This is a genomic window from Cupriavidus sp. 01L415, assembly GCF_056400065.1.
In genome coordinates, this window is record NZ_JBFTSP010000011.1 from 118402 (window position 1) to 141980 (window position 23579).

Genomic DNA, 23579 nt, shown 5'->3' on the forward strand with positions numbered 1-23579 from the left:
GGAATCCACTATCGCCGCGAACACCGCACGGAAGGATGCAATTCATCCACCAAACATACCCATTCATCCAGACCATGCCGCCGACCGCCGGGCCGCCGCCCGATCGCCTGTCCGCGCTGCTCGAGCGCTTTCGCATTCGAGCCCACCTGTTCCATGCTGGCCCGCTCTGTGGCGTCACCCGGTTCGACGAGGAAGGCCGGGGCTTCCTCCACGTCCTGCGTGAAGGCCACATGGAGGTCACGCACGCCTCGCGCGCACTGCCGCGACGCTTGCGGATCGATGAACCGACGCTGCTGTTCTACCCGCGCCAGACGGTGCACATGTTCCACAACCCACCAGTCGACGGTTCACAGTTCACGTGCGCCACGCTCGATTTCGATGGCGGTGCGATGAATCCGATCGCCCGCGCATTGCCGCCGCTGATTGTGCTGCCCCTGGCGCGTGTGGAGGGTCTCGATCCCGCGCTGGCGCTGCTTTTCGCCGAAACGGAACGCGTGCGCTGCGGCCAGCGGCTGCTGGCGGACCGGCTGTTCGAGGTGGTGGTCATCCAGTTGTTGCGCTGGCTGCTGGACCATCCGGACCAGGCCGGCATCCAGCCCGGGCTGATTACAGGGATGTCCGATCCGCGACTCGCCCGCGTGCTGGTGGCCATCCATGAGTCGCCTGGCGACGCGTGGAATCTTGAGAGCATGGCCGCTTGCGCCGGCATGTCACGCAGCGCCTTTGCGGCAGCATTTCGCGATATCGTCGGCCAGACGCCCGCCGACTATCTGGCCGACTGGCGCGTGAGCCTAGCGCAGTCGAAGCTGCGCGCGGGCGTACCGATCAAGCTGATGGCCGACGAACTGGGGTATGCCAATGCGTCGGCATTGTCACGGGTGTTCCTGGCCAAGGTGGGACAGTCGCCGCGCGACTGGTTGCGCGACATCGAGGTCCGGGAGGCTCGCTAAGCGGGCATCGTCATGCCTGACAATGCCCGTCAGGCTGACGTCAATAGTCGACCGTCATCGCCACCTTGAACGTGCGCGGCGCGCCCTGGACCAGGTAGCCGCCGTATGCGGACGACCAATAGTCCTTGTTGCCCAGGTTTTCGACCAACGCGCGAACCGTATAGCGCTGCTGCGCCGCCTTGAAGGCATAGCGCGCGCCCAGGTCGAAGCGGTTCCACGACGGCACACTGATCGTGTTGGTGGCGTTGACCTGCTGCCGGCCGGTCTGCAGATAACGGCCGGACACCGTCAAACCCGGCACAAACGGCAGGTCATACTCGGCGCCCAGGTTCAGCGTGTAGTTGGGCACACCCACCGCTTGCTTGCCTTCGGTGTTCGCATCGCCGGTGTTCGACACCTTGGTGTCGATATACGCGACGCCGCCCAGCAGGCGCACGCCGCGCATCGGCTCGCCGAACAGGCTGAACTCCACGCCGCGGTTGCGCTGCTCGCCCGCGACCCTGAACACGTCGTTCTGCGTCACGCCAGTAGGCTGCTTGATTTCGTAGACGGCCAGCGTCGTGCCAAACGTGCCCGCGTCGTACTTCACGCCGGCTTCGTTCTGCTTGGACTTGATCGGCGGAAACACCTCGTCGCGGTTGATCGCACGGGTCGGCGGCGTCGGCCCTTGCGCGAGCCCTTCGATGTGGTTGTAGTAGACCGACACGTGTATCCCAGACCGCATCTGCCATTGTATTTTCGTCAAGACAATGCCAGACATGTTGCAAAAACCCAGAAACAGCGCGCCTCATGGAGCGACGAGTTTCCCGCTTCACATCTTGCATTCTGCATTGCGGAATTTCAATTCCACACTGCGGTTGACAGCGTCCGCCAATCGATGGGACGATCCGGTCCAACGAATACCGGTGGAATCACGCCGGACGCCTTAGCCGGAGACATGTATGCGTAGTACCGCCACACCCACCACCCCCATCTCCCCCACCGACAAGCCGGACCGTTCTGGTCACGCCACCCTCCCTCCCTTCCAGCCCGCTTTCCAGCGCTTGCACCAGACCATGGCCCCGTGGGTTGCCAGCGACCCCGACCGCGTGGCCGTCATGGATGCGCACCGTGCGCTGCGCTATGGCGAGCTGGATGCCGCCGTGCGCCAGACCGCCCAGACGTTGACGACTCTGGGCGTGCGCGGGGGCGACCGCGTGGTGCTGCTCACCGAAAACAGCGTGGGATGCGCGATCATCCTGCTGGCGCTGAGCGCGATCGACGCGTGGTCGGTACCGGTCAATGCGCGGCTGTCCGCGCGTGAGATCGCCAACATCGTGGAACACGCCGGCGCCCGCGTGACGCTGTATCTCGACAACGATTTTCCCGAGGCACGCGAGCATGGCCTGGCGCGCGGCGCACAGTGGGCCGAGTGGCCGCATGTGGGCCGCCTGCTGGTCAGCCCGGTCGACGACAACGCCGTGGCGGAACCGGTAGCGGCGGATGCGCACGACCAGGTGGCCGCGCTGATCTACACCACGGGGACCACGGGTGCGTCGAAGGCCGTGATGCTGACGCATGCCAACCTGATGTTCATCGGCCATTCCAACCGCATGCAGTCTCGCGTGCAGCCGGGCGATCGCGTCTATGGCGTGCTGCCGATCTCGCACGTGTATGGGCTGTCCGTGCTGTTGGTGGGCCCGCTGTCCAATGGCGCCACGGTCTACTATGAGCCGCGCTTCCGGCCCGAAAAGCTAGCGCGCACGCTGATCGAGGAACAACTGACGGTCCTGCACGGCGTGCCGGCCATGTACGCGAAGGTCATCGAGTGGAGTCGTGCGCAGGGCCAGTCGTTGCGCACGCCTTCGCTGCGGATCGCGCAGTCGGGGGGCGCGCCCCTCACCGCGTCACTGAAAGCCGCTTTCGAGGACGCCTTCGGCATCCTCCTGAACAATGGCTACGGCATGACCGAGACCTCGCCGACCGTCTGCCAGACGCGCGTGGAATCGCCGCGCAGCGACTGCTCCGTCGGACCTGCCGTGCCGCACGTGGAAATCCAGCTGGGGCCGCTCCTGCCGGACGGCAGCGGCGAGTTGCTGGTACGGGGTCCGAACGTGATGAAGGGCTACTATCGCCGTCCCGACCTGACCGAGCAGGCCATCGACAGCGAAGGCTGGCTGCACACCGGGGACCTGGCGCGCATCGACCCCGACGGGGCCGTGTCGATCGTCGGCCGCTCCAAGGAAATCATCATTCACTCGGGCTTCAACGTATATCCGGAGGAGGTCGAGCAGTCGCTGAACGCCTTCCCGGCCGTGTTGCAGTCGGCCGTGGTCGGCCGTGCGGTGGAGGGTAACGAGGAAGTCATCGCATTCGTGGAGGTACGCGGCGGCATGACGCTCGACGAGGCCGCACTGCGCACCTTCCTGCGCGACCGCCTGTCGGCATACAAGATGCCGGCCGAGATCCGCATCGTCACACAGTTGCCCGCGGCGCCATCGGGCAAGATCCTGAAAGCAAAACTGCGCGAGCAACTGGCCACCGGCAAGGCCTGATACACAAGCGAACATGGAAACGCAGGCAGACACCCTCACCGCCCCCAAGGATGGGAATCGCAAGGAAGACCGCCACTTCGTCACCGCACTGGCGCGTGGGCTGGACGTGCTGGCGTGTTTTCGCGCCTTCGACAATGAACTCGGCAATGCCGAGCTGGCGCAGCGCTGCGGCCTGCCCAAGTCCACGATCTCCCGGCTGACGCACACGCTGACTGAACTGGGCTATCTGCAGGCGCTGACCGATCCCGTGCGCTATCGCCTGGGCAGTTCCGCGCTGGCCCTTGCCCCGGCAGCGCAGCAAGGTGCCGAGGTGCTGGCGGTGGCGCGGCCGTTCATGCAGGAACTGGCGGACCTGTCGCAGGGTGTGGCATCGCTGATCGTGCGCGATCGCGGTCGCATGCTGATTTTCGAGAACTGCCAGTCGGAGAGCTACCTGACGCTGCGCGTCGCGGTGGGCAGCCGCGTCTCCGGCCTGACCACGGCCGCCGGACGGGCCTACCTGGTGGCGCTGCCGCCAGCGGAACAACGCCAGGCATTGGCCGCGTTCCGCACCGACGACCGCGTCAGCGCCGCCCATGCCGAAGGCATCCTCTCCAACTCCCGCGAGGAATCGCGCCGGCTGGGCTGCACCACGTCGTTCGGCGACTGGCTGCCCGACATCAACTCGATCGCCCTGGCTTTCCGTCCGGGCCCGTCGCTGCCGCCAATGACGCTCAGCTGCAGCGGGCCCAACGCGATCGTGCCACCGGCTCACTTGCTGGAAAAGGTACGGCCGCTGCTGTGCGACCACATTCGCCAGATCGAGGCTGCCTGCGGCGTCACCGCCTGAAAGGGGGCGACGGCACGGATAAGGGGCGGGAAGTCCAGATGGGGTGACCTACAGGTCAGGATCTTTCGGATCCTGCCTGTGGCCCGGATGACTTTCCGCCGGTGGCTTGTCCAGCCGCTCATGCAGACGCATTTCAAAATGCCCCCCGAACCTGAGCAGCAACAGCCCGAGCAGTAGCGACAGGATCACCACGGCGTAGTATCCGGCGCCGGCGGCGGCACCAAGAATCGCCGCCAGCCAGATCGCGGCGGCCGTGGTCAGCCCTTGCGGCCGGTCATGCACGCCGTGGCGGGCAATCACGCCTACGCCGAGAAACCCGATTCCGGTCAGCAGGCCCTGCAACACGCGCGACATCGCATCGGGCGAATGGCCCGCCTGCGCCACCACCGTGACCGCCGCTGCCGCCCCGAGCGAGACCAGCCCCAGCGTGCGCATGCCGGCCGCCTTGCCGTGCAGGTTGCGGTCCAGGCCGATGATGGCCCCCGCCGCTAGGCCGCCCAACAGGCGAAGAAAGAGGTCAAGCGAGAATTGGTCCATGCCCCGTGGAATGCCATCAGGAAATTATCGGCCACGGATACGCCGCAATCGCCGAGATGCCCACAGCTTAACGCGGGTCATGGGCGCGTGGTGCAGCACGTTGTGGCAGATTACCGTACGATGCTTGCTCCCCTGCCCACTCACGCCTACACGCCATGCCGCACCTCGTCATCGAACTCACCGAGAACACCCGCCTGACCTGTTCGCAGGAAGAACTGCTGGATGAAGCCAACGCCGCGCTGCTGGCCAGCGGGCAGTTTCAGGAACCGGATATCAAGTCGCGTTGCGTGACGCTATCCACTTACCGCCAGGGAACGGAAAACGTCGACCGCGCATTTGTCCACGCCACGCTGTCGATCCTGGATGGACGCGATCAGGCGGTGCGCAAGCAGCTTGCCGAGATCGTCTGCAATGCGATTACCGAAGCGGTTCGGCCGGGCGCCGCCGGGCAGAACGTACAGGTCACCGTGACGGTTCGGGAGATGGAGCGCGCGACTTTCGCCAAGCAGATTATTGGCAACTGAGCCGGCTGGAAGCGCCCGCGGTCGGCGTGCGGAACCCCGCGCGCGGACGTCGGAACGTCAGGACGTCAAAACGACAACGCGCGCCAGGTTTCTGGCGCGCGTTGTCGTTCACGGCGATGGCTCATCAGACCATCAAGCAATCTCAGACCATCAGGTCACCGGCGCCGGGTTGAACAGCGCGAGCGAGTTGTAGAGCTTGTGGTGCTCCGCCCAGGTCTTCTTGCGGCCGCTGGCCACGTCGATCATCAGGCGGAACAGCTCCCAGCCCACGTCCTCGATCGTGGCCTCGCCGGTGGCGATGCGGCCCGCATTCACATCCATCAGGTCGTGCCAGCGGCGGGCCAGGTCGCTGCGCGTGGCCACCTTGATGACGGGCACCTCGGCCAGGCCGTACGGCGTGCCGCGGCCCGTGGTGAACACGTGCAGGTTCATGCCGGCCGCCAGCTGCAGCGTGCCGCAGATGAAGTCGCTCGCCGGCGTGGCGGCATAGATCAGCCCTTTCTGCTTGAGCTTCTCGCCCGGGGACAGCACGCCGGTGATCGGCGAACTGCCCGACTTGACGATCGATCCCATCGCCTTTTCCACGATGTTCGACAGCCCGCCCTTCTTGTTGCCCGGCGTGGTGTTGGCGCTGCGGTCCACGCGGCCGCGGTCCAGGTAGCGGTCGTACCAGTCCATCTCGCGGATCATCGCCTCGGCCACTTCCGGCGTGGCGGCCCGCGCGGTCAACTGGTCGATCCCGTCACGGACCTCCGTCACCTCGGAGAACATCACTGAGGCGCCGGCGCGCACCAGCAGGTCAGTGGCAAACCCTACCGCCGGGTTGGCCGTGACGCCCGAGAACGCATCGCTGCCGCCGCACTGCACGCCGACGACCAGATCCGATACCGGGCAGGTCTCGCGTTTGCGGGCATTGAGCTTTGCCAGATGGGTCTCTGCCATCGTCATGATCGAGTCGATCATCGACCCGAACCCGACGTGCTGCTCGTCCTGCAGGCAGACCACGCCGACCTGTACCTCGCCGGCACCGGTCTGGATCGGGATCGTGCCAGGCGGCATCAGGCGATCCGGCTGCAACTTCTCGCAGCCCAGGCTGACCATCATCGCCGTCCCGCCGAAGTTCGGGTTCAGCGCGATATTGCGTAGCGTGCGGATCGGCACGATGGCATCGGGCGCGTCGATCGCCACACCGCAGCCATAGGTGTGCTCCAGGCCGATCACGTCGTCGACATTGGGATAGCGCGGCAGCAGTTCGGCCTTGATCCGGCGCACCGCGTGCTCCACTACCCCGGATACGCATTGCACCGTGGTCGTGATGGCCAGGATGTTGCGCGTACCCACCGAGCCGTCCGCATTGCGGTAGCCCTCGAACGTGTAGCCCTCCAGCGGCGGCAGCGGGGCCGGCAAGCGCGTGCCGATCGGCAGATCGGTCAGCCCGGGCGCCACCGGCATTTCGATCACGCGTTCATTCACCCAGCTGCCACGCGGCAGGTCCTGCAACGCATAGCCAATCGTGACGTTGTAGCGGGTCACCGCGTCGCCCTTCTTCAGGTCGACCAGCGCCACCTTGTGGCCTTGCGGCACGCGTTCCACCAGCGTCAGGCCGCACGGAAACACCGTGCCGGCCGACAGACCACCGTCGTTGGCGACGATCGCCACGTTGTCATTGGCGTGAATGCGGATGTAAAGCGGCGCGACGGTGGTCGCGGCCTGCGTATCCCGTTCCGACAGTTCCGACATTTTGGGGATTCCTTCTGTTATTGGGGGTGCTTCAGTTCCACCCGGCGGATGTCCTTGACGATCACCAGGTAGCTCAGCACGGTGACCAGCGCGTTAATGCCCACGAACACCAGGGCGCCGTTGAACGATCCCGTGGCACTGAGGATATAGCCGATCACGATCGGCGTCACGATCCCGGCGATATTGCCGAACGTATTGAAAATGCTGCCGGCCAGGCCCATCACCTCCTTGGGCGCGGTGTCCGCCACCACGGCCCAGCCCAGCGCGCCGATGCCCTTGCCGAAGAACGCCAGCGCCATGATGCCGACCACCAGCCACTCGGCGTCCACATAGTTGCAGGCAATCATCGACACGGACAGCAGCATGCCGGCAACGATCGGCACCTTGCGTGCCACGGTCAGCGAGTAGCCACGACGCAGCAGCGAATCGGAAATCACGCCGCCCAGCACACCGCCAAGGAAACCGCAGATGGCTGGCAACGAGGCGACGAAACCGGCTTTCAGGATCGACATGCCACGGGCCTGCACCAGGTACACCGGGAACCACGTCAGGAAGAAGTACGTCAGCACGTTGATGCAGTACTGGCCCAGGTACACGCCGGCCAGCATACGGTTCCGCAGCAGCTGGCGGGCGTAGAACCAGCCACCGGGTGCGGCCGTCTTGCCGTCGGCCTTGCCGGCGCCTTCGCTCATGTGGATCAGGCCGCCGCCTTGCTCGATGTACTCCAGCTCGGCGCGGTTGACGGCCGGGTGCGTGGCCGGGCTGCGCATGATGCGGAGCCACAGCATCGCCAGGGCCATGCCCATGATGCCCATCCACATATAGACGTGGTGCCAGCCCATGGTGTGCGTGACCCAGGCCATCAGCGGCGTGAAGACCACGGCGGCAAAGTACTGCGCCGCATTGAAGATAGCGGATGCGGTGCCGCGCTCGGCCGTCGGGAACCAGCTTGCGACCACCTTGGCATTAGCCGGGAACGCCGGCGATTCGGCCAGGCCCACGGCAAACCGGAGCATGAACAGCACCGTCATGGCCGCGCCAATCGTCGCGAACATGCCAAGCCAGCCCTGCAGCAAGGTGAAGAATGACCAGAGGAAAATGCTGGCCGCATAGATGCGGCGCGCGCCAAAGCGGTCCAGCAGCCAGCCGCCGGGAATCTGGGCCATCACATACGCCCAGCTGAAGGCAGAGAAGATGTAGCCCATCTGCACGGCGGAAAAACCGAACTCCTCCCGCATGGCGGGGCCGGTAATCGACAGCGTGGCACGGTCGGCGTAATTCACCGTCGTGACAATGAAAATCAGGGCGAGGATCCAGTAGCGGACGTTGGTGCGGCGCGCGCCGGATGCGGCGGCTGCAGTGGAGGTAGGGCTTGAGTTCATCGTGTCTCCTCACAGCCGGCGGACCTGAATGCGGAAATGCGTGGGGGCCGGTGTGATATGTCGTCGTACGACTTGGATTATAAGGACGTGGTTCTTGCAGACACAGTGCGCGTTTACCCTGATTCGGTGCACGCTGCCATACCACGGTGCATACCGTATTGGCTCAGCCTTTCAATCAGCTTGCGGCTTTGCGGGTGGTTTGACGGATGACGCGCGACGCGTCCGGACCGGGATACCTCACCTCAGGGGCCCCGAAATGCCCCGGGTTTTCCCTCAACTGCGCCCTGACCTCTTGCATCGTCAAGTTGTTAGTTGTACGATGACTTATCTCGAATCCATCAACACTGGATGGGGCGAGATAAATACACCGGCTTGCCCCACCCCTTCATACACATTCGCCATGTGGCGATCAGGAAGAGCGACATGACTACACCGCAAGAACTCAAGCAGATTATCTCGGACGGCCTGCTTTCGTTCCCCGTCACCGACTTCGACGCGCAAGGCAACTTCCGCGCGAACACGTATATCGAGCGTCTGGAATGGCTGGCCCCGTACGGTGCGTCGGCCCTGTTCGCCGCCGGCGGCACGGGTGAGTTCTTCTCGCTGACGCAGCAGGACTACTCCAACGTGATCCGCACCGCGGTGGAAACCTGCCGCGGCAAGGTGCCCATCCTGGCCGGCGCCGGCGGCCCGACCCGCGTGGCCATCGAATACGCGAAGGAAGCCGAGCGCCTGGGCGCCCACGGCATCCTGCTGATGCCGCACTACCTGACCGAAGCCAGCGAAGAAGGCATCGCCAACCATATCGAAGAGGTCTGCAAGGCCACCAAGTGTGGCGTGATCGTCTACAACCGCGCCAACTCGCGCATCGGCGCCGACCTGCTGGAACGCGTGGTGGATCGCTGCCCGAACCTGATCGGCTTCAAGGACGGCGTGGGTGAGATCGAGGCGATGGTGCGCGTGCGCCGCAAGCTCGGTGACCGCCTGGCCTACCTGGGCGGCCTGCCCACCGCCGAAGTCTACGCCGCCGCCTACAAGGCGCTGGGCGTGCCGGTGTACTCGTCGGCCGTGTTCAACTTCATCCCGAAGACCGCGATGGACTTCTATCGCGCCATCGCCGCCGATGACCACGCCACCGTAGGCCGCCTGATCGACGACTTCTTCCTGCCGTACCTCGACATCCGCAACCGCAAGCACGGCTACGCGGTCAGCATCGTCAAGGCCGGCGCCAAGCTGGTCGGCCACGACGCAGGCCCGGTACGCGCCCCGCTGACCGACCTGACCGAAGAGGAAATGGCCAAGCTGGACGCGCTGATCAAGAAGCTGGGACCGCAGTAACGCAGTAAGGCCGCGGAACCCGGGCCCTGCCCCGGGTTCGTCGCCGACGAAGAGGGAGCCGCCGGCTCCTTTTTTCATGGGCCCGAGCTGGCACGCTCGCTGCTATGCTTGCCCGCATGGACTATCCCGCCATCCTCGCCCGCATCCACCACGACATCCAGCCACTGATCGGCAAGGGCCGTGTGGCGGATTACATCCCCGAACTCTGCAACGTCTCGCCGGATCATTTCGGCATGGCACTGGTCACGCCCCAAGGCGATTGCTACGGCGTGGGCGATGCCACCGTGCCGTTCTCGATCCAGAGCATCTCCAAGCTGTTTTCCTGCACGCTGGCATTCCAGCTGCTCGGTGAAGACCTGTGGCAGCGCGTGGGGCGCGAGCCGTCCGGCAACGCCTTCAATTCGCTGGTCCAGCTCGAATACGAGCAAGGCATCCCGCGCAATCCATTCATCAACGCCGGGGCGCTGGTGGTGACTGACGTGCTCTGCGGCCGTTTTGTCCAGGCCGAGACAGCGCTGGTGCAGTTCCTGCGCCGCCTCAGCAACAACCCGGCAATCGACTACGACGCTTGCGTGGCGCAGTCCGAACTCGAACACGCCGACCGCAACCGCGCCATGGCGCACTTCATGAAGAGCTTTGGCCGGATCGAGATGCCGGTGGAAAGGGTCATCGACGCGTATTGCCGCCAGTGCGCGATCACCATGAGCTGCGAGGACCTGGCGCGCGCGGCGCTGTTCCTGGCCAATGGCGGTGTGGTGCCCTACAGCCGGGAACGGATCCTGGACGAAAGCCCGACCAAGCGGCTGTCCGCGCTGATGCTGACCTGCGGGACCTACGACGCGGCGGGGGACTTCGTCTACCGCGTCGGCCTGCCCGCCAAGAGCGGCGTGGGCGGGGGCATCGTGGCGGTGCTGCCGGGCGAATGGGCGGTCTGCGTGTGGTCGCCGGGACTCGATGCGCACGGCAATTCCCTCGCCGGCGTCCAGGCGCTTGAGTGGCTGACTACGCTGAGCGGGCACTCGTTGTTCTGAGCTCGCCATACTGAGCCCGTTGTTCCGGGTGGGTGGTTCCCGAGCGGGAGTCGCGCGAGGGAACGCGCACCATCAAGGCATCGTGATTCGGGGGCATCGCCCAACAAAAAACCCCACGCTCGTGAGAACGTGGGGTTTTAAGCTGTCCGGCGCCGACGAATCGAAACCGGAGCAGCAACTACCAAAGGTCGTGGCGATCAGGCCGCGGCGTCCTTCAGCTTCTTCAGCGGGCGCACCTTGACCTTGACGCTGGCCGGCTTGGCCGGGAACCAACGCTCTTCGCCAGTGAACGGGTCCTTGCCGAAGCGCTTCTTCTTGGCCGGCACTTGCTGTGCGGTCACCTTCAGCAGGCCCGGCAGCGTGAATTCGCCAGCGCCCTTCTTGTTCAGCGCGCCAACGATCGTGCTTTCCAGATGGGCCAGCACCGACTTCACGGCCTTGGCTTCCAGCTGGGTTTGAGCTACCAGGTGAGCGACCAGGCTCGACTTGTTGAAGGTGTCCTTCAGCGGACGCGGGGTTGCCGCGGCGGCGGAGGGAGCAGCCTTCTTGGCCGGAGCGGCCTTCTTGGCAGCAGCCTTCACGGGTGCTTTGGTTGCCGCGGCCTTCTTGGCAGCGGGCTTGGTTGCAGTCTTCGCGGTCGGTTTCGCTTTGGTCGCCATATCGATATACGAGAGTTGAAGAAGTGTCCCGGCGAATTGCAACGCTACACGCGTCGCAGATCATGGGTGCCGGTACGCACTGAATCATAGCGGAAACCACCGCAAGTCAAGGGCTTTTCGTACATGCGACAGGTCAAACCAAGTGAAAACCCCGGGTTTTGTCGCTGGTTTGCGTCAGCGGATGCGCGTTGGAGGCCTACGTCCCCCCACTTTCGCGATGTCGGACGCGTGCGAATCGCACCGTTCAGTGCGCATGCGCGATCATCGCGTCGTGCGTTTCGCGCGCCAGGCCCATCGCGAAAGCCGTCTCGGCGACGAGAAAAAGCGGGCCCACCAGCAGGCCGACGAGGTCTTCGACGAAGGCCGGTTTGCGTCCTTCGAAATAGTGGCCGACGAACTGGATGATCCAGCCGACGACGAACAGGCCGATGCCCGTGACCAGCCATGCGGCCGTCGGCAGCGCGGCGATCCACGCGCCGGCCCAGAGAAATATGGCCAGGATGACGACCATCGCCACACCGAAACCGAACGACAGGCGCAGGTAGAAGAGACACGACAGCGCGTACACGACCATCGCCGGCGTCAGGAACAGATCGCCGTCGCCGAGTGGCATCGCGGGGCGGCCGAGCAGTGTGGTGACCGCCAGCACGATCATCGGAATGCCGATGAAATGCGTGAGGACGTTGCGAGGATCGCGGTGATAGGCCGCGTAGCCGGCCAGATGTTCGATCAGGGTTTTCACGGGGGCGTCTCCGGTGGAAGCCCCGGCTGGCGATGTCCGTGACGTGCATGGAGCATCGGTGCCGGTGGCGATGTGGATTTATAGTAGTGGGCACGACGCACGCGAGTCTGTCCGGTTTTTGACAGTTCGCGCGCGGCGACGGCAACGCCGAACAACAACGACAGGAGACGCCCCGATGGGTCTGGCCACGCCTGCCCCGCCCCCATCCCTCGATGCCGACGGACTCGCCGCCGTGCGCGCCGGCGCATGGTTCGCCGCGCTGCCGGAGGCCCTGCAGCAGGCACTGCTCGAGGACGCCCGGCCACGCCGCGTGGCGCCCGGCGCCACGCTGTTCGCGCGCGGCGACCCATTCGATGGCCTCTACTGCGTCCTTTCCGGCACGATGCAGATCCACGCCACGGCGGCAACGGGCAAGGAAGCGCTGCTCGGTCTGCTGGAGCCCGGCACCTGGTTTGGCGAGATATGCCTGTTCGACAACCTGCCCCGTACGCACGACGCGCGCGCGATCAATGCCGTGACGCTGCTGAACGTGCCGCGTGCGGCGCTGGATGCGCGGCTGGCGATTCATCCCGAATGGTGGCCCGCCTTCGGCCGCCTGCTGGCCAGCAAGACGCGGCAGGCGTTCCGCTTTGTCGAGGAAGCCCAGTTGCTGGCGCCCACCGCCCGCACGGCGCGCCGCCTGGCGGCGCTCGCGCACGGGCTTGGCAACCGGCCGGCGCAACCCGCCTCCACGCCGCTGGCGCTGCGAATTCCGCAGGAACAGCTGGCCCAGATGCTTGGGCTATCCCGCCAGACCGTCAATCACGCGCTACGCGAACTGGAATCGCGCGGCTTGCTGCGGCTGCACTATGCCGGCATCGAACTGCTGGACGTGGGTGCGCTGGATGCCTACGAGTAGCCCACGAAAGGTCCACGAAGAGTCCACGAACAGCCTGCGAACGACCCATCATGCTTCCCGCTGACGAAATCGCACCCCTTGCCCCGGAACTGCTGCACGCGTGGCTGGCCCGTATCGGTATCGATACCCCGCCCGCGCCGACGCTGCCGTCCCTCGATGCGCTGATCGCGGCGCAACTGGTGCATCTCCCATTCGAAAACCTCAACTCGCTGCTGGGCCGACCCGTCGCCATCGACCTGCCGTCGATCTTCGACAAGCTGGTCCGGCAAGGCCGCGGGGGCTACTGTTTCGAGCTCAATACGCTGTTCTGCGCCGGGTTGAAGGCGCTCGGCTTCACCGTGATCCCGCTGGCGGCGCGGGTGCGCTGGGACGTTCCGGAGGCCACGCCCACCGGCCTGTCGCACATGCTGTTGCGCGTGGAAGTGGAGCACGAAAGCTATATCGCCGATGTCGGCTTCGGTGGCCCAACCCCGGATCGCGCGCTGCCGCTCTCCCTGCCGATCGACGATGCCGTGCCCTACCGCCTGCTGCCGAGTCCGGCGTCTGCCACCAGCACCGCGTTCCATGCCTACGACCTGGCGGTGCGCAACCCCGCGGATGGCGAGGACGGCTGGCGCGCGATCTACCGGTTCGACCTCACGCCGCAACCCCGGATCGATTTCGTGGCGCGCAACTGGTACGTCTCCACGCATCCGGACAGCCCATTCACCCACACGTTGATGGTGGCCCGCAGCGATGGCGACGCGCGTCTCGCACTCGGCAATGGTGATTTTTCGGAGCGCGCCCCGGACGGCAGCGTCCGCAAACAGGTGCTCCGCACGGCGGACGCGGTCATCGACACGCTCGCCGAACGCTTCCATATTCGCCTGGACGAGGACCTGCGCGGTGCGTTGGCCAGCACGTTGCCGGCCCTTCTGGCGAGGGAAAAACCCCTCTGAATGATGCGTTCGGCGGCGCGGGCGTGGCACCCGCTCGTGTGCCGGAGCCGCGCCGAGTGCCGCAAATTCCACGGTGCGGCACGCTGTCATGCATCGCGTGAATTGCCCGCAGAAAGTTTGCTGATACCGCGCCTAGCAAGGTGGGTTGGCGGTGGACTGGGGCTGGCGGCGTCCCCATAATGTCCCGGCCACTTCACACAATCAAGCGGCGGCACGACCGTCGCATTCCACCAGGAGACGCCATGTCATTGTTCGATCTGTCGGGCAAGGTTGCCATCATCACCGGTTCCTCGCGCGGCATTGGCCGGGCCATTGCAGAGCAAATGGCCGTACAGGGTGCCAAAGTCGTCATCTCGTCGCGCAAGGCCGAGGCCTGCCAGGAAGTCGTCGACGCCATCAACGCCAGGCACGGTGCCGGCACCGCCATCGGCGTGCCCGCCAACATCTCCTCCAAGGAAGATCTGCAGCGCCTGGTCGACGAGACAAACCGTGCCTTCGGCAGGATCGACGTACTGGTCTGCAACGCGGCGTCCAATCCGTACTATGGCCCGATGAGCGGCGTGTCCGACGAGCAGTTCCGCAAGGTGCTCGACAACAATGTCATCTCCAACCACTGGCTGATCCAGATGGTGGCGCCGCAGATGATCGAGCGCCGCGACGGGTCGATCATCATCGTGTCGTCGATCGGCGGCCTGCGCGGCTCGCCCACGATCGGCGTCTATAACGTCTCCAAGGCCGCCGACTTCCAGCTCGCGCGCAACCTGGCGGTGGAGTTCGGGCCGCACAACGTGCGCGTCAACTGCATCGCCCCGGGCCTGATCCGGACCGACTTTGCCCGCGCGCTGTGGGAAGACCCGGAGCGCTACAAGCAATCCACGCAAGGCGCCCCGCTGCGCCGCATCGGCGAACCGATCGAGATTGCCGGCGCCGCGTGCTACCTGGCCTCCGCGGCCAGCTCCTTCATGACCGGACAGGCCATGGTCGTGGATGGCGGCGTCACGATCTGAGCACTCGCCTGCGGGGCGGCACGTCGCGCCGACGCGCCGCCATCGTGTTTCTGCACGTCCACCTGCAATGCAGTCCCGGAGGCAGTCATGTCGCAACAACCGCAGCGCACCGGCACCTGGCCGGCCATTTCCCTTGCCGAGGCCCACGCCCGGCTGACCGCGCCGGGCGCGCCGTTCGAAACGGAAACGCGCGTGATCCGGGGCATCCCCACCACGGTCTGGAAGAATGCGCCGCCCACATTGCGCGATCTCTTCCTGATTGCCGCGGCGTGGGGCGAGAGAACTTTTGTCGTCTATGAGGACGAGCGCGTGAGCTACCGCGCATTCGCCCTGGCCGCCACCGCGCTGGCCCAGCAACTAGTCCGTGACGGCGTGCGCAAGGGCGATCGCGTGGCGGTTGCCATGCGCAACCTGCCGGAATGGCCGGTGGCGTTCTATGGCGCGGTCCTGGCCGGTGCCATCGTGACGCCGCTCAACGCCTGGTGGACCGGGCCAGAGCTCGAATACGGCCTGGCCGATTCCGGCAGCCGCGTCGCCATCGTCGACAGCGAACGGCTGGACCGGATCATCGAACACCTGCCGGGCTGCCCGGCGCTGGAACGTGTCTACGTGTCACGCCTGCCGGCGGGCGCAGGCCCCGGCAACGCGGACCCGCGCATCGCCTCGCTCGAATCCGTGATCGGGACCTCCGACACCTGGACGCAGCTGCCGTCGCAGTCCCTGCCGGCCGTGTCCCTGGACCCGGATGAAGACGCCACGATCTTCTACACCTCCGGCACCACCGGCAAGCCGAAAGGCGCGGTGGGATCTCATCGCAACGCCACCTCGGTTGCGGTGGCCGGCCAGTTCAGCCCGCTGCGCAACCTGCTGCGCCGGGGCGAGCCGATTCCGGAACCCGATCCGAACGCCCCGCAGAAAGGCTCCCTGCTGGCCGTCCCGTTCTTTCATGTCACGGGCTGCATGTCCGTGCTCAACGGCGCGCTGGCCACCGGCAGCAAGGTCGTGTTGCTGCATCGCTGGGATACCTTGCGCGCCCTGACGCTGATCGAGCGCGAACGGTGTACGTCGGCCGGCGGCGTGCCGACGATCGCGTGGCAGATCATCGAGCACCCGCAGCGCGGGGATTTCGATCTCACCTCGCTAGAGAACATGCACTACGGCGGCGCGCCGGCTTCGCCCGAACTCGTCCGACGCATCAAGGAAGCTTTTCCGGGGGCGGCGCCTGGCATCGGCTGGGGCATGACCGAGACATCGGCCACGTTTACCAGCCACAGTGCCGAGGAATACATCCAGCGGCCGGACAGCAGCGGCCCGGCCCTGCCGATCGGCGAGATGAAGATCGACGACGGTTTTGGCCGCGCCCTGCCCGTGGGCGAGACCGGAGAACTGATGGTACGGGGCGCCAACGTGGTCCACAGCTACTGGAACAAGCCCGAGGCCACGGCAAAAACCTTCGTCGACGGCTGGCTCCATACCGGAGATATCGCGCGGGTGGATGAGGACGGCTTCCTCTACATCGTGGATCGCATGAAGGACATGCTGATCCGCGGCGGCGAGAACATTTACTGCATCGAGGTGGAAAGCGCGCTGTACGAGCACCCGGCCATCATGGACGCCGCGCTGGTGGGCATTCCGCATCGCACGCTGGGCGAAGAACCAGCGGCGGTGGTCAGCCTGAAACCGGGCATGCAGGCGACGGAGGCGGAACTGCAGGCGTTTGTGCGCGAGCGGCTGGCGGCGTTCAAGGTGCCGGTACGCGTCATCGTCCGCGCGGAGATGCTGCCCCGGAATCCAAACGGCAAGATCCTGAAATCGAACCTGCGGAAGCTGTTCGAAGCTTAGGCGCGATATGTAGGCGCGCTATGTAGTCGCAATAAGTAGAGTAGGCGCGAAGCGCCAGCCAGTGTGGAACAGGAGGGGTGAAGGGGCCGGCGAAGGCCCCTTCCGTCTTCCCTTCCGCCCGGCCCTTACTTCACCGGAATCGGCGTCCCGGCCGGCACCGGCACGGCGGTCACGGCGTTCTGTGGGCTGCCGCTGACGATCCGATCCGAATATGTCAGATAGACCAGCGTGTTGCGCTTGCGGTCGACCGCGCGTACTACATGAAGCGTCTTGAACAGGATCGACATCCGCTCGGTGAACACATCGTCCTGGGCCTTGATCGGCCCCTTGAACACGATGGTGCCGACCTGACGGCACGCGATGGAGGCCTCGGGCGGGTCTTCCGCCACGCCGAGCGTGCCCTTGATACCACCCGTCCGCGCACGCGAGACGTAGCAGGTAATGCCTTCGACCTGCGGGTCGTCATAGGCCTCGATCACGACCTTGTCGGACCCGGTCATGCGGAAATTCGTGCTGACGCTACCGATTTCCTCGGCCTGTGCGGCACTGGCCATCGCCATCAGACCAGTGGCCATCCCGGCAGCGATTCCGGCGGTGATCCGGGTGGTGATCCTGAACGCCCGGCCAATTCGGAAACTATCCATGAGCATGGCGGCGTCAGGGCGTGGAACCCTTGATCTCATCATGCCGCTTTTCCATTTCCTGGCGGAGCTCGCGGCGTTGCTTGGCCGCCTCGAAGCGCTGACGCTCCACCTCGTCGCGCGGCTGCAGCGGCGGTACCTCGGCGGGGGCGCCATTGTCATCCACGGCCACCATCGTGAAATAGCAGCTGTTGGTATGACGCACGACCTTGCTGCGGATGTTTTCCGTTACCACCTTGATGCCGATTTCCATCGAGCTGCGTCCCGTGTAGTTGACGGCCGCGAGGAATGTCACCAGTTCGCCCACATGAATCGGCTGTCGGAACACCACCTGGTCGACGGACAGCGTGACGACATAACGGCCGGCATAGCGGCTGGCGCAGGCATAGGCCACCATATCCAGATATTTGAGAATGGTGCCCCCGTGCACATTGCCGGAGAAATTGGCCATGTCCGGCGTCATCAGCACGGTCATGGAAAGCTGGTGGGATAAATCGTTCATCGCAGAAAATCCAGAATCGAGCCTAAGGCGCGGGCAGTGTAACCCGGCAGGCGTTGCGATGAAAGATTCACGGCGGTTCTGCCGCGCGGCAAAATCCCAAAATGGGACGGCCTGGATTTGACGGGCAAAAGAAAAGCGGCCCGGGAGGCCGCTTTCTCTACTTCGCAGACGCGATGCGCTTACTTCTTCTTGTTCACGGCGTCCTTGAAGCCCTGGCCGGCGGAGAACTTCACCGTCTTGGCGGCCGGGATCTTGATCGTTTCGCCGGTGCGCGGATTGCGGCCGGTACGGGCAGCACGCTTGCCCGAGCTGAAGCTACCAAAGCCTACCAGCGTGACCGAATCCCCCTTGGCCACTGCCTTCTTGATGCTGTCCAGCGCAGCGTTCAGCGCGCGCTCGGCGGCGGCGTTACTGAGTTCTGCTTCCGCGGCGATGGCTGATACCAGTTCACCTTTATTCATGGCTGATTTCCCTTGTTGGTCGTCGTCACCGGACTTTTGCCAGGTGGCAAAAGTCCGATCGGCGCAGTCTAATCTGCCCTTCGCGCGTTGGGCAATCCCCAGTGGCACCGACGCAACGAAAACTGCCGGAAATCCTTCCCTGGCAAGACTTAGCGGGGGTTTTACCCCTCTTTTCCACGGATGGCACCGTCACTTTTCTGACCGTTTACGTATCGGACGGCGCACATCATTAAACTGTCGTATTACGCACTTTTGGCGGGAATTCCGGGCGGCCATGACCGGCATCGCGGGCAGGCCCGCTGCCCGGCGTTGCTCGATTTCGGTGCAACGCACCGTTTCGGCACATGAAGCGGTCGGCTCATGCGTCGTTTTGGCGCATGGAAAGGCAGCTGGCTGCCAGATATCCCATCGCTGACGATGCCAGCTCACCTCGAAAAGTGTCACCCGTGCACCAAAAGCATCGATCCGCCACCGCAGCCTTGAGGCCCGATTAGGCGGAGTTGACGCGAGATACCCCATACGAGTGCATTTCGCACCGGGATTGCGCCGGCCACCTCGATTTTCCGCCCCGTTCTGGAACGCTTTTTGCATACCCATGCTCCCATTTTGAGCATTGGGGTGGCAATGGATAACTGGAAGACTGGCACGGATGCGATGTTCATCCTGCTTGGCGCAATCATGGTGCTTGCCATGCATGCAGGCTTTGCATTCCTGGAACTCGGCACCGTCCGAAAAAAGAATCAGGTCAATGCCCTCGTCAAAATCCTTGTCGATTTTGCCGTTTCAACCATTGCGTACTTTTTTGTCGGTTATACCGTCGCGTACGGTGTCCAGTTCATGTCCGGCGCGGATGTATTGGCGCAAAAGAGCGGATACGAATTGGTGAAGTTCTTCTTCCTCGCCACATTTGCCGCTGCCATCCCCGCCATTATCTCGGGAGGCATCGCCGAGCGATCCCGCTTCAATCCGCAATTGGCTGCCACTTTCGTGCTGGTCGGGCTGGTCTACCCGTTCTTCGAAGGCATCGCGTGGAACAACCGCTTTGGCATCCAGGACTGGATCGCCTCGGTGGCCGGGGCTCCCTTCCACGACTTCGCGGGATCCGTGGTCGTTCACGCCGTGGGAGGCTGGATCGCCCTGCCCGCAGTGCTGTTGCTGGGCGCTCGCCGGGGCCGCTACCAGAAGGACGGCCGCATCAGCGCCCACCCGCCCTCGAACATCCCTTTCTTGGCGCTCGGCGCCTGGGTGCTGGCGGTGGGCTGGTTCGGCTTCAATGTCATGAGCGCCCAAACCGTCGACAAGATCAGTGGTCTGGTGGCGATCAATTCCCTGATGGCGATGGCGGGCGGCACGCTGGCCGCGTGGTGGGCGGGCCGCAATGACCCCGGCTTTGCCTATAACGGCCCGCTGGCCGGCCTGGTGGCCGTTTGCGCCGGCTCCGACCTGATGCACCCTCTCGGGGCGCTGATTACCGGCGCGGTGGCCGGCGTATTGTTCGTGCATCTGTTTACACTGGCCCAGAACCGATGGCATATCGATGACGTACTTGGTGTGTGGCCGCTGCACGGCCTGTGTGGCGCCTGGGGCGGCATCGCCGCCGGCATCTTCGGCGCCCATGCGATGGGGGGCGTCGGTGGCGTGTCACTGGTCGCCCAGCTGATTGGCACGGCCATGGGGATCGTGATCGCGGTGGTCGGTGGGACGATCGTCTATGGCACGCTGAAGAAATTCGTCGGCATCCGGCTGGATGCGGAGGCGGAATTCAATGGTGCCGACCTGACCCTGCACCGCATCTCCGCCACGCCGGAGCGCGAAACCAACTGGTAATCGCAATCCACGCATTTTTGTCAGCAAAGGCGGCCGGACATGTTCCGGCCGCTTTACTTTGTATTGACAATTATTGACTTGAACTTTCTCTGCGGCGCGCCCAATAATGCCCTTGCTCGCCTCTACGCTTGGCAAGGCGTTTCCCGCTGTCCTGGCACCATCGCTTTCTCCGCTGTCTGGTTTTACCTGCCCGTCAAAACAGGAGCGTGCCCCATGGATTCCAACTCGCTGCAGAGCTTCCGCGACCTCGTCGTCGGCTATGCCACCGTCTTCGGCGTCAAGATCCTTGCCGCGCTGGCGTTCTGGGTCGTCGGCCGCTGGCTGATCCACTTTGTCGTCAGGCTGGTTCAGAACTCACTGTCCAAGCAGAAGGTCGACCCTACGCTGCTGCGCTACGTCGGATCGATCGTCACCGTCACGCTGAATGTGGTGCTGGTGATTGGCATCCTCGGGTATTTCGGCATCCAGACCACCACGTTCGCGGCATTGATCGCGGCGGCCGGCGTGGCCATTGGCATGGCCTGGTCCGGCCTGATGTCGAATTTCGCGGCCGGGGCATTCCTGGTCGTGCTGCGGCCGTTCAAGGTGGGAGATTTCGTGACGGTGGGCGGCGTGACCGGCACGGTCAAGGAGATTGGCCTGTTCGCCACGACGCTCGACACGCCGGACAATGTGCTGACCGTGGTCGGCAACAACAAGATCTTTTCCGACACCATCCAGAATTTCACGGCCAATCCATATCGACGCGTGGAATTGAAAACCCAGCTCGCCGGGACCACGGACGCCGCCGCGGCCGTGGCGTTGCTCAAGGAGCGGATCGCTGCGATCCCCAATGTCCTGGCCGATCCGCCCGTGGATGTGGAGATCTTGGAATTCACGCTGGTCGGTCCCGTCCTGGCCGTGCGTCCGCACTGCCACAACGACCACTACTGGCAGGTGTACTTTGACAGCAATCGCGTCATCCGCGATAGCTTTGGCCAGGCCGGCTTTGCCGCGCCGATGCCGGCGCAAATGATCGTCATGCAGAACCCGCAGGCCATGCCGATCAGCCCGGCGGCCCCGGCCAACCAGGCGGCCTGAACCGGACGATTCAGATCACCTCGCGGGCACCCGCGTGCCCGTAGGAACGCAGCAGTACCGCGCCGCACCCGCAAATCGCCATCACCACGGCCAGCGGCAGCGCGGTACCGTCGTGCCACAGACTCACCGCGGCGCCGGCCAGCGTGCCGAAGCCAAACTGCAGCGTGCCCATCAGGGCTGACGCCGTTCCAGCCCGATGGCTCTGGTGCGCGAGCGCCAGCGCGGATGCGTTTGGCGTGATGCAGCCCAGTCCGGCCAGGAAGACAAAGAACCCAGCCAGCAGCACAGGCAGCGTGGCCCAGCCCGTCAGTGCCGCCACCGCCAGCATCAGGCCCGCAAGGCATGGCGCGAACAATGCCACGCCCAAGACCTCGTCGAGCGGACGCGCACGGACCAGCCGCACGTTGACCTGCGACATGGTGATCAGGCCAAACGCGTTGGCACCAAACACAAAGCCGTAGTGGGAGGGATCGATGCCATGCAGTTCGATCAGCACGAACGGCGAGCCCGCGATATAGGCGAACATGCCGCCTTGCACGCAGCCCGCGGCCAGCGAGTAGCCGAGGAACTCGCGATCCCGCAGCAATTCCCAGTAGCTGCGCAGGACCGTAGCCGGATGCAAGGTCCGCGTGCGTTGCGGATCGAGCGATTCCTCCATGCGTGCGTGCACCAGCCACAGGATGAGCACCGCCGCGCCGCAGTGCACCCAGAAAATCGCGCGCCAGCCCAGCGTGGTCAGGATGGCGCCGCCGATGATCGGCGCCAGGATGGGCGCCAGGCCCATGACCAGCATCAGCGACGAGAACGCCCTGGCGGACTCATGGGCTTCCAGCCGGTCGCGGATCACCGCACGCGACACCACCAGCCCGGTGCACCCGCCCAGCGCCTGCAGGAACCGCCACAGCATCAGCGATTCCGCGCTGCCGGCCAGCGCGCAGCCGGCGGCGGCCAAGCCATAGAGCGTCAGGCCAATGTACAGCGGCGGCTTGCGGCCGAAGCGGTCGCTGATCGGCCCGTAGAACGCCTGCCCGATAGCCAGCCCCACCAGGAAGGTACCGAGCGTGAGCTGCACCTGCCCGATGTCGACGTGCAGGTCTGCCGCCAGCGCCGGAAAGCTGGGCAGGTACATATCGATGGACAACGGGGCCAGCGCGGTCAGCGAGGCGCAGATCAGAAGCCAGAGTGGAAAGCGCGCCGTTTGCGGCGCGCTTGTGGTCGACGTCATGAAGCAGGTTCCGGAGATGACTGCACGACTGGGCCCCACAAAGGCGCGGGACCGGCGGGCAGGCGAAGCGCAATTGTTGCACAGCAAGCGCGCACGCAGCGCGGGGGTCGTCAACCATCCTGTCGCGTCGTGGAAAATCTGCCGCAAACCAAGTGGTCACGCGGGAATTACGTGTGGCGCGGCTTTCACGTGCACCAAGGTGGAGGGTACAATGCGTGCCTGTCGGCATAGATGTTCCGCCGACCGCGCAGTCAGACGCAACGCGGGAGTCGGATCACCGAAACCGTCCCCGGCAACGTTATCCTGCATGACCATACGACAAACGCCGTTTATTGCTTTGCTGAGCCTGGTTGCGTTCGCAGCCCTGCCCCCGTTGCCCGCCTGGGCCGCGTCGGTCAGGGCGCCCGCATCGGTATCGGTGCCGGCGTCCGCCCCCGTGGTGATCGATGAAGCCGACTCGCTGTCCCGCATGCTCAAGGGCGCGGCCACCGGCCAGAACACCGGCGCCGCCGGCGTCCCCGAACTCCTGCGCAACACCAACCGGCCTGACAGTGTGCTGGCACGCGCCTGCCGTCAGCTCAACGACGCATTGCCGATCGAGATCGATGGCGAAACGCGCCTGCGCCGCTGCCAGTCGGTCCCCGGCAAGCACGTGCTCTTCCAGTTGGAACTGACCAACTATCGTGGTCCGATGCTCGACCTGGCCAGCTTCGAGGTCAACTACGCCGCCCCGCTCCAGCGCAACATCTGCGCCAACCGCGACGTGGAAATTCTGACCAAGCTCGGCATCAGCATGATGTTCCGCTACATGACCCGCAACGATCGCGGCGAGCGCCGCGTCGGCGACGTCTACATCAACGCGCCGATCTGCGTGTCCGCATTGCGCTGAGGC

At 64.9% G+C, this 23579-nt stretch carries 23 protein-coding genes; 13 read left to right on the forward strand and 10 right to left on the reverse strand.

The window, feature by feature from the left end; all coding sequences use genetic code 11:
* The first annotated feature begins 35 nt into the window (after positions 1-35).
* Positions 36-950 carry an AraC family transcriptional regulator gene (locus AC1DOX_RS17770; protein WP_477101443.1) on the forward strand — a complete coding sequence of 305 codons (915 nt, stop codon included), beginning with the start codon at positions 36-38 and terminating at the stop codon, positions 948-950.
* 40 nt (positions 951-990) lie between these two features.
* On the opposite strand, the gene AC1DOX_RS17775 is transcribed toward AC1DOX_RS17770, so the two are convergent.
* Positions 991-1656: a TonB-dependent receptor gene (locus AC1DOX_RS17775; RefSeq protein WP_441618254.1), complete on the reverse strand. Its 666-nt coding sequence runs from the start codon at positions 1654-1656 to the stop codon at positions 991-993.
* Positions 1657-2005: 349 nt separating this feature from the next.
* Here AC1DOX_RS17775 and AC1DOX_RS17780 point away from each other — a divergent pair, with 349 nt between their 5' ends.
* Positions 2006-3484, forward strand: coding sequence for a class I adenylate-forming enzyme family protein (locus AC1DOX_RS17780; protein ID WP_441618300.1), 1479 nt, complete (start codon positions 2006-2008; stop codon positions 3482-3484).
* Positions 3485-3497: 13 nt separating this feature from the next.
* Complete coding sequence (locus AC1DOX_RS17785) at positions 3498-4313, forward strand: IclR family transcriptional regulator (RefSeq protein ID WP_441618256.1); 816 nt, start codon at positions 3498-3500, stop codon at positions 4311-4313.
* A 48-nt stretch (positions 4314-4361) separates the two neighbouring features.
* On the opposite strand, the gene AC1DOX_RS17790 is transcribed toward AC1DOX_RS17785, so the two are convergent.
* Complete coding sequence (locus tag AC1DOX_RS17790) at positions 4362-4850, reverse strand: MgtC/SapB family protein (RefSeq protein ID WP_441618258.1); 489 nt, start codon at positions 4848-4850, stop codon at positions 4362-4364.
* A 155-nt stretch (positions 4851-5005) separates the two neighbouring features.
* Here AC1DOX_RS17790 and AC1DOX_RS17795 point away from each other — a divergent pair, with 155 nt between their 5' ends.
* Positions 5006-5374, forward strand: a complete 369-nt coding sequence (locus tag AC1DOX_RS17795; RefSeq protein WP_092140250.1) for a 5-carboxymethyl-2-hydroxymuconate Delta-isomerase — start codon at positions 5006-5008, stop codon at positions 5372-5374.
* Positions 5375-5524: 150 nt separating this feature from the next.
* On the opposite strand, the gene garD is transcribed toward AC1DOX_RS17795, so the two are convergent.
* Entirely contained in the window at positions 5525-7114 is a 1590-nt protein-coding gene (garD, locus tag AC1DOX_RS17800) for a galactarate dehydratase (RefSeq protein WP_441618260.1), read from the reverse strand.
* Positions 7115-7131: 17 nt separating this feature from the next.
* On the reverse strand, positions 7132-8496 hold the full coding sequence (locus tag AC1DOX_RS17805; protein ID WP_092140247.1) for an MFS transporter: 1365 nt from the start codon (positions 8494-8496) through the stop codon (positions 7132-7134).
* Between the two features lie 423 nt (positions 8497-8919).
* Between AC1DOX_RS17805 and kdgD the strand changes: the two genes are divergently transcribed.
* On the forward strand, positions 8920-9834 hold the full coding sequence (gene kdgD / locus AC1DOX_RS17810) for a 5-dehydro-4-deoxyglucarate dehydratase (protein ID WP_441618262.1): 915 nt from the start codon (positions 8920-8922) through the stop codon (positions 9832-9834).
* Positions 9835-9950: 116 nt separating this feature from the next.
* Positions 9951-10865 (forward strand): glutaminase, encoded by a 915-nt coding sequence (locus AC1DOX_RS17815; protein ID WP_441618302.1) that lies wholly within the window; start codon positions 9951-9953, stop codon positions 10863-10865.
* Positions 10866-11062: 197 nt separating this feature from the next.
* Here the strand turns inward: AC1DOX_RS17815 and AC1DOX_RS17820 are convergent, their stop codons facing one another.
* Together AC1DOX_RS17820 and AC1DOX_RS17825 are read right to left on the reverse strand one after the other, a co-directional pair.
* Entirely contained in the window at positions 11063-11524 is a 462-nt protein-coding gene (locus AC1DOX_RS17820; protein WP_092140245.1) for an HU family DNA-binding protein, read from the reverse strand.
* Between the two features lie 244 nt (positions 11525-11768).
* On the reverse strand, positions 11769-12266 hold the full coding sequence (locus tag AC1DOX_RS17825) for an Mpo1 family 2-hydroxy fatty acid dioxygenase (protein WP_441618265.1): 498 nt from the start codon (positions 12264-12266) through the stop codon (positions 11769-11771).
* Positions 12267-12441: 175 nt separating this feature from the next.
* Here AC1DOX_RS17825 and AC1DOX_RS17830 point away from each other — a divergent pair, with 175 nt between their 5' ends.
* From AC1DOX_RS17830 to AC1DOX_RS17845, 4 genes are all read left to right on the forward strand, one after another.
* The gene (locus AC1DOX_RS17830; RefSeq protein WP_441618267.1) at positions 12442-13164 is read left to right on the forward strand and encodes a Crp/Fnr family transcriptional regulator; all 723 of its coding nucleotides are present in this window, start codon (positions 12442-12444) and stop codon (positions 13162-13164) included.
* Between the two features lie 50 nt (positions 13165-13214).
* Positions 13215-14102: an arylamine N-acetyltransferase family protein gene (locus tag AC1DOX_RS17835; RefSeq protein WP_441618269.1), complete on the forward strand. Its 888-nt coding sequence runs from the start codon at positions 13215-13217 to the stop codon at positions 14100-14102.
* A 242-nt stretch (positions 14103-14344) separates the two neighbouring features.
* Positions 14345-15109: an SDR family oxidoreductase gene (locus AC1DOX_RS17840; protein ID WP_441618271.1), complete on the forward strand. Its 765-nt coding sequence runs from the start codon at positions 14345-14347 to the stop codon at positions 15107-15109.
* Positions 15110-15196: 87 nt separating this feature from the next.
* Complete coding sequence (locus AC1DOX_RS17845) at positions 15197-16951, forward strand: class I adenylate-forming enzyme family protein (RefSeq protein WP_441618273.1); 1755 nt, start codon at positions 15197-15199, stop codon at positions 16949-16951.
* Between the two features lie 125 nt (positions 16952-17076).
* Here the strand turns inward: AC1DOX_RS17845 and AC1DOX_RS17850 are convergent, their stop codons facing one another.
* The 3 genes from AC1DOX_RS17850 to AC1DOX_RS17860 all read right to left on the reverse strand — a co-directional run bounded on the left by AC1DOX_RS17850 (position 17077) and on the right by AC1DOX_RS17860 (position 18555).
* Positions 17077-17526: a CreA family protein gene (locus AC1DOX_RS17850; protein ID WP_441618275.1), complete on the reverse strand. Its 450-nt coding sequence runs from the start codon at positions 17524-17526 to the stop codon at positions 17077-17079.
* 82 nt (positions 17527-17608) lie between these two features.
* Complete coding sequence (locus AC1DOX_RS17855; protein WP_092140236.1) at positions 17609-18094, reverse strand: acyl-CoA thioesterase; 486 nt, start codon at positions 18092-18094, stop codon at positions 17609-17611.
* Positions 18095-18273: 179 nt separating this feature from the next.
* Positions 18274-18555 carry an HU family DNA-binding protein gene (locus AC1DOX_RS17860; protein ID WP_008651272.1) on the reverse strand — a complete coding sequence of 94 codons (282 nt, stop codon included), beginning with the start codon at positions 18553-18555 and terminating at the stop codon, positions 18274-18276.
* Between the two features lie 624 nt (positions 18556-19179).
* On the opposite strand from AC1DOX_RS17860, the gene AC1DOX_RS17865 reads away from it, so the two are divergent.
* Positions 19180-20382, forward strand: coding sequence for an ammonium transporter (locus AC1DOX_RS17865; protein WP_441618278.1), 1203 nt, complete (start codon positions 19180-19182; stop codon positions 20380-20382).
* 213 nt (positions 20383-20595) lie between these two features.
* Positions 20596-21462 (forward strand): mechanosensitive ion channel family protein, encoded by an 867-nt coding sequence (locus tag AC1DOX_RS17870; protein WP_441618280.1) that lies wholly within the window; start codon positions 20596-20598, stop codon positions 21460-21462.
* Positions 21463-21472: 10 nt separating this feature from the next.
* Here the strand turns inward: AC1DOX_RS17870 and AC1DOX_RS17875 are convergent, their stop codons facing one another.
* Complete coding sequence (locus AC1DOX_RS17875) at positions 21473-22687, reverse strand: Bcr/CflA family multidrug efflux MFS transporter (protein WP_441618282.1); 1215 nt, start codon at positions 22685-22687, stop codon at positions 21473-21475.
* Positions 22688-22994: 307 nt separating this feature from the next.
* Here AC1DOX_RS17875 and AC1DOX_RS17880 point away from each other — a divergent pair, with 307 nt between their 5' ends.
* The gene (locus AC1DOX_RS17880) at positions 22995-23576 is read left to right on the forward strand and encodes a hypothetical protein (RefSeq protein ID WP_092140227.1); all 582 of its coding nucleotides are present in this window, start codon (positions 22995-22997) and stop codon (positions 23574-23576) included.
* Positions 23577-23579: the final 3 nt, after the last annotated feature.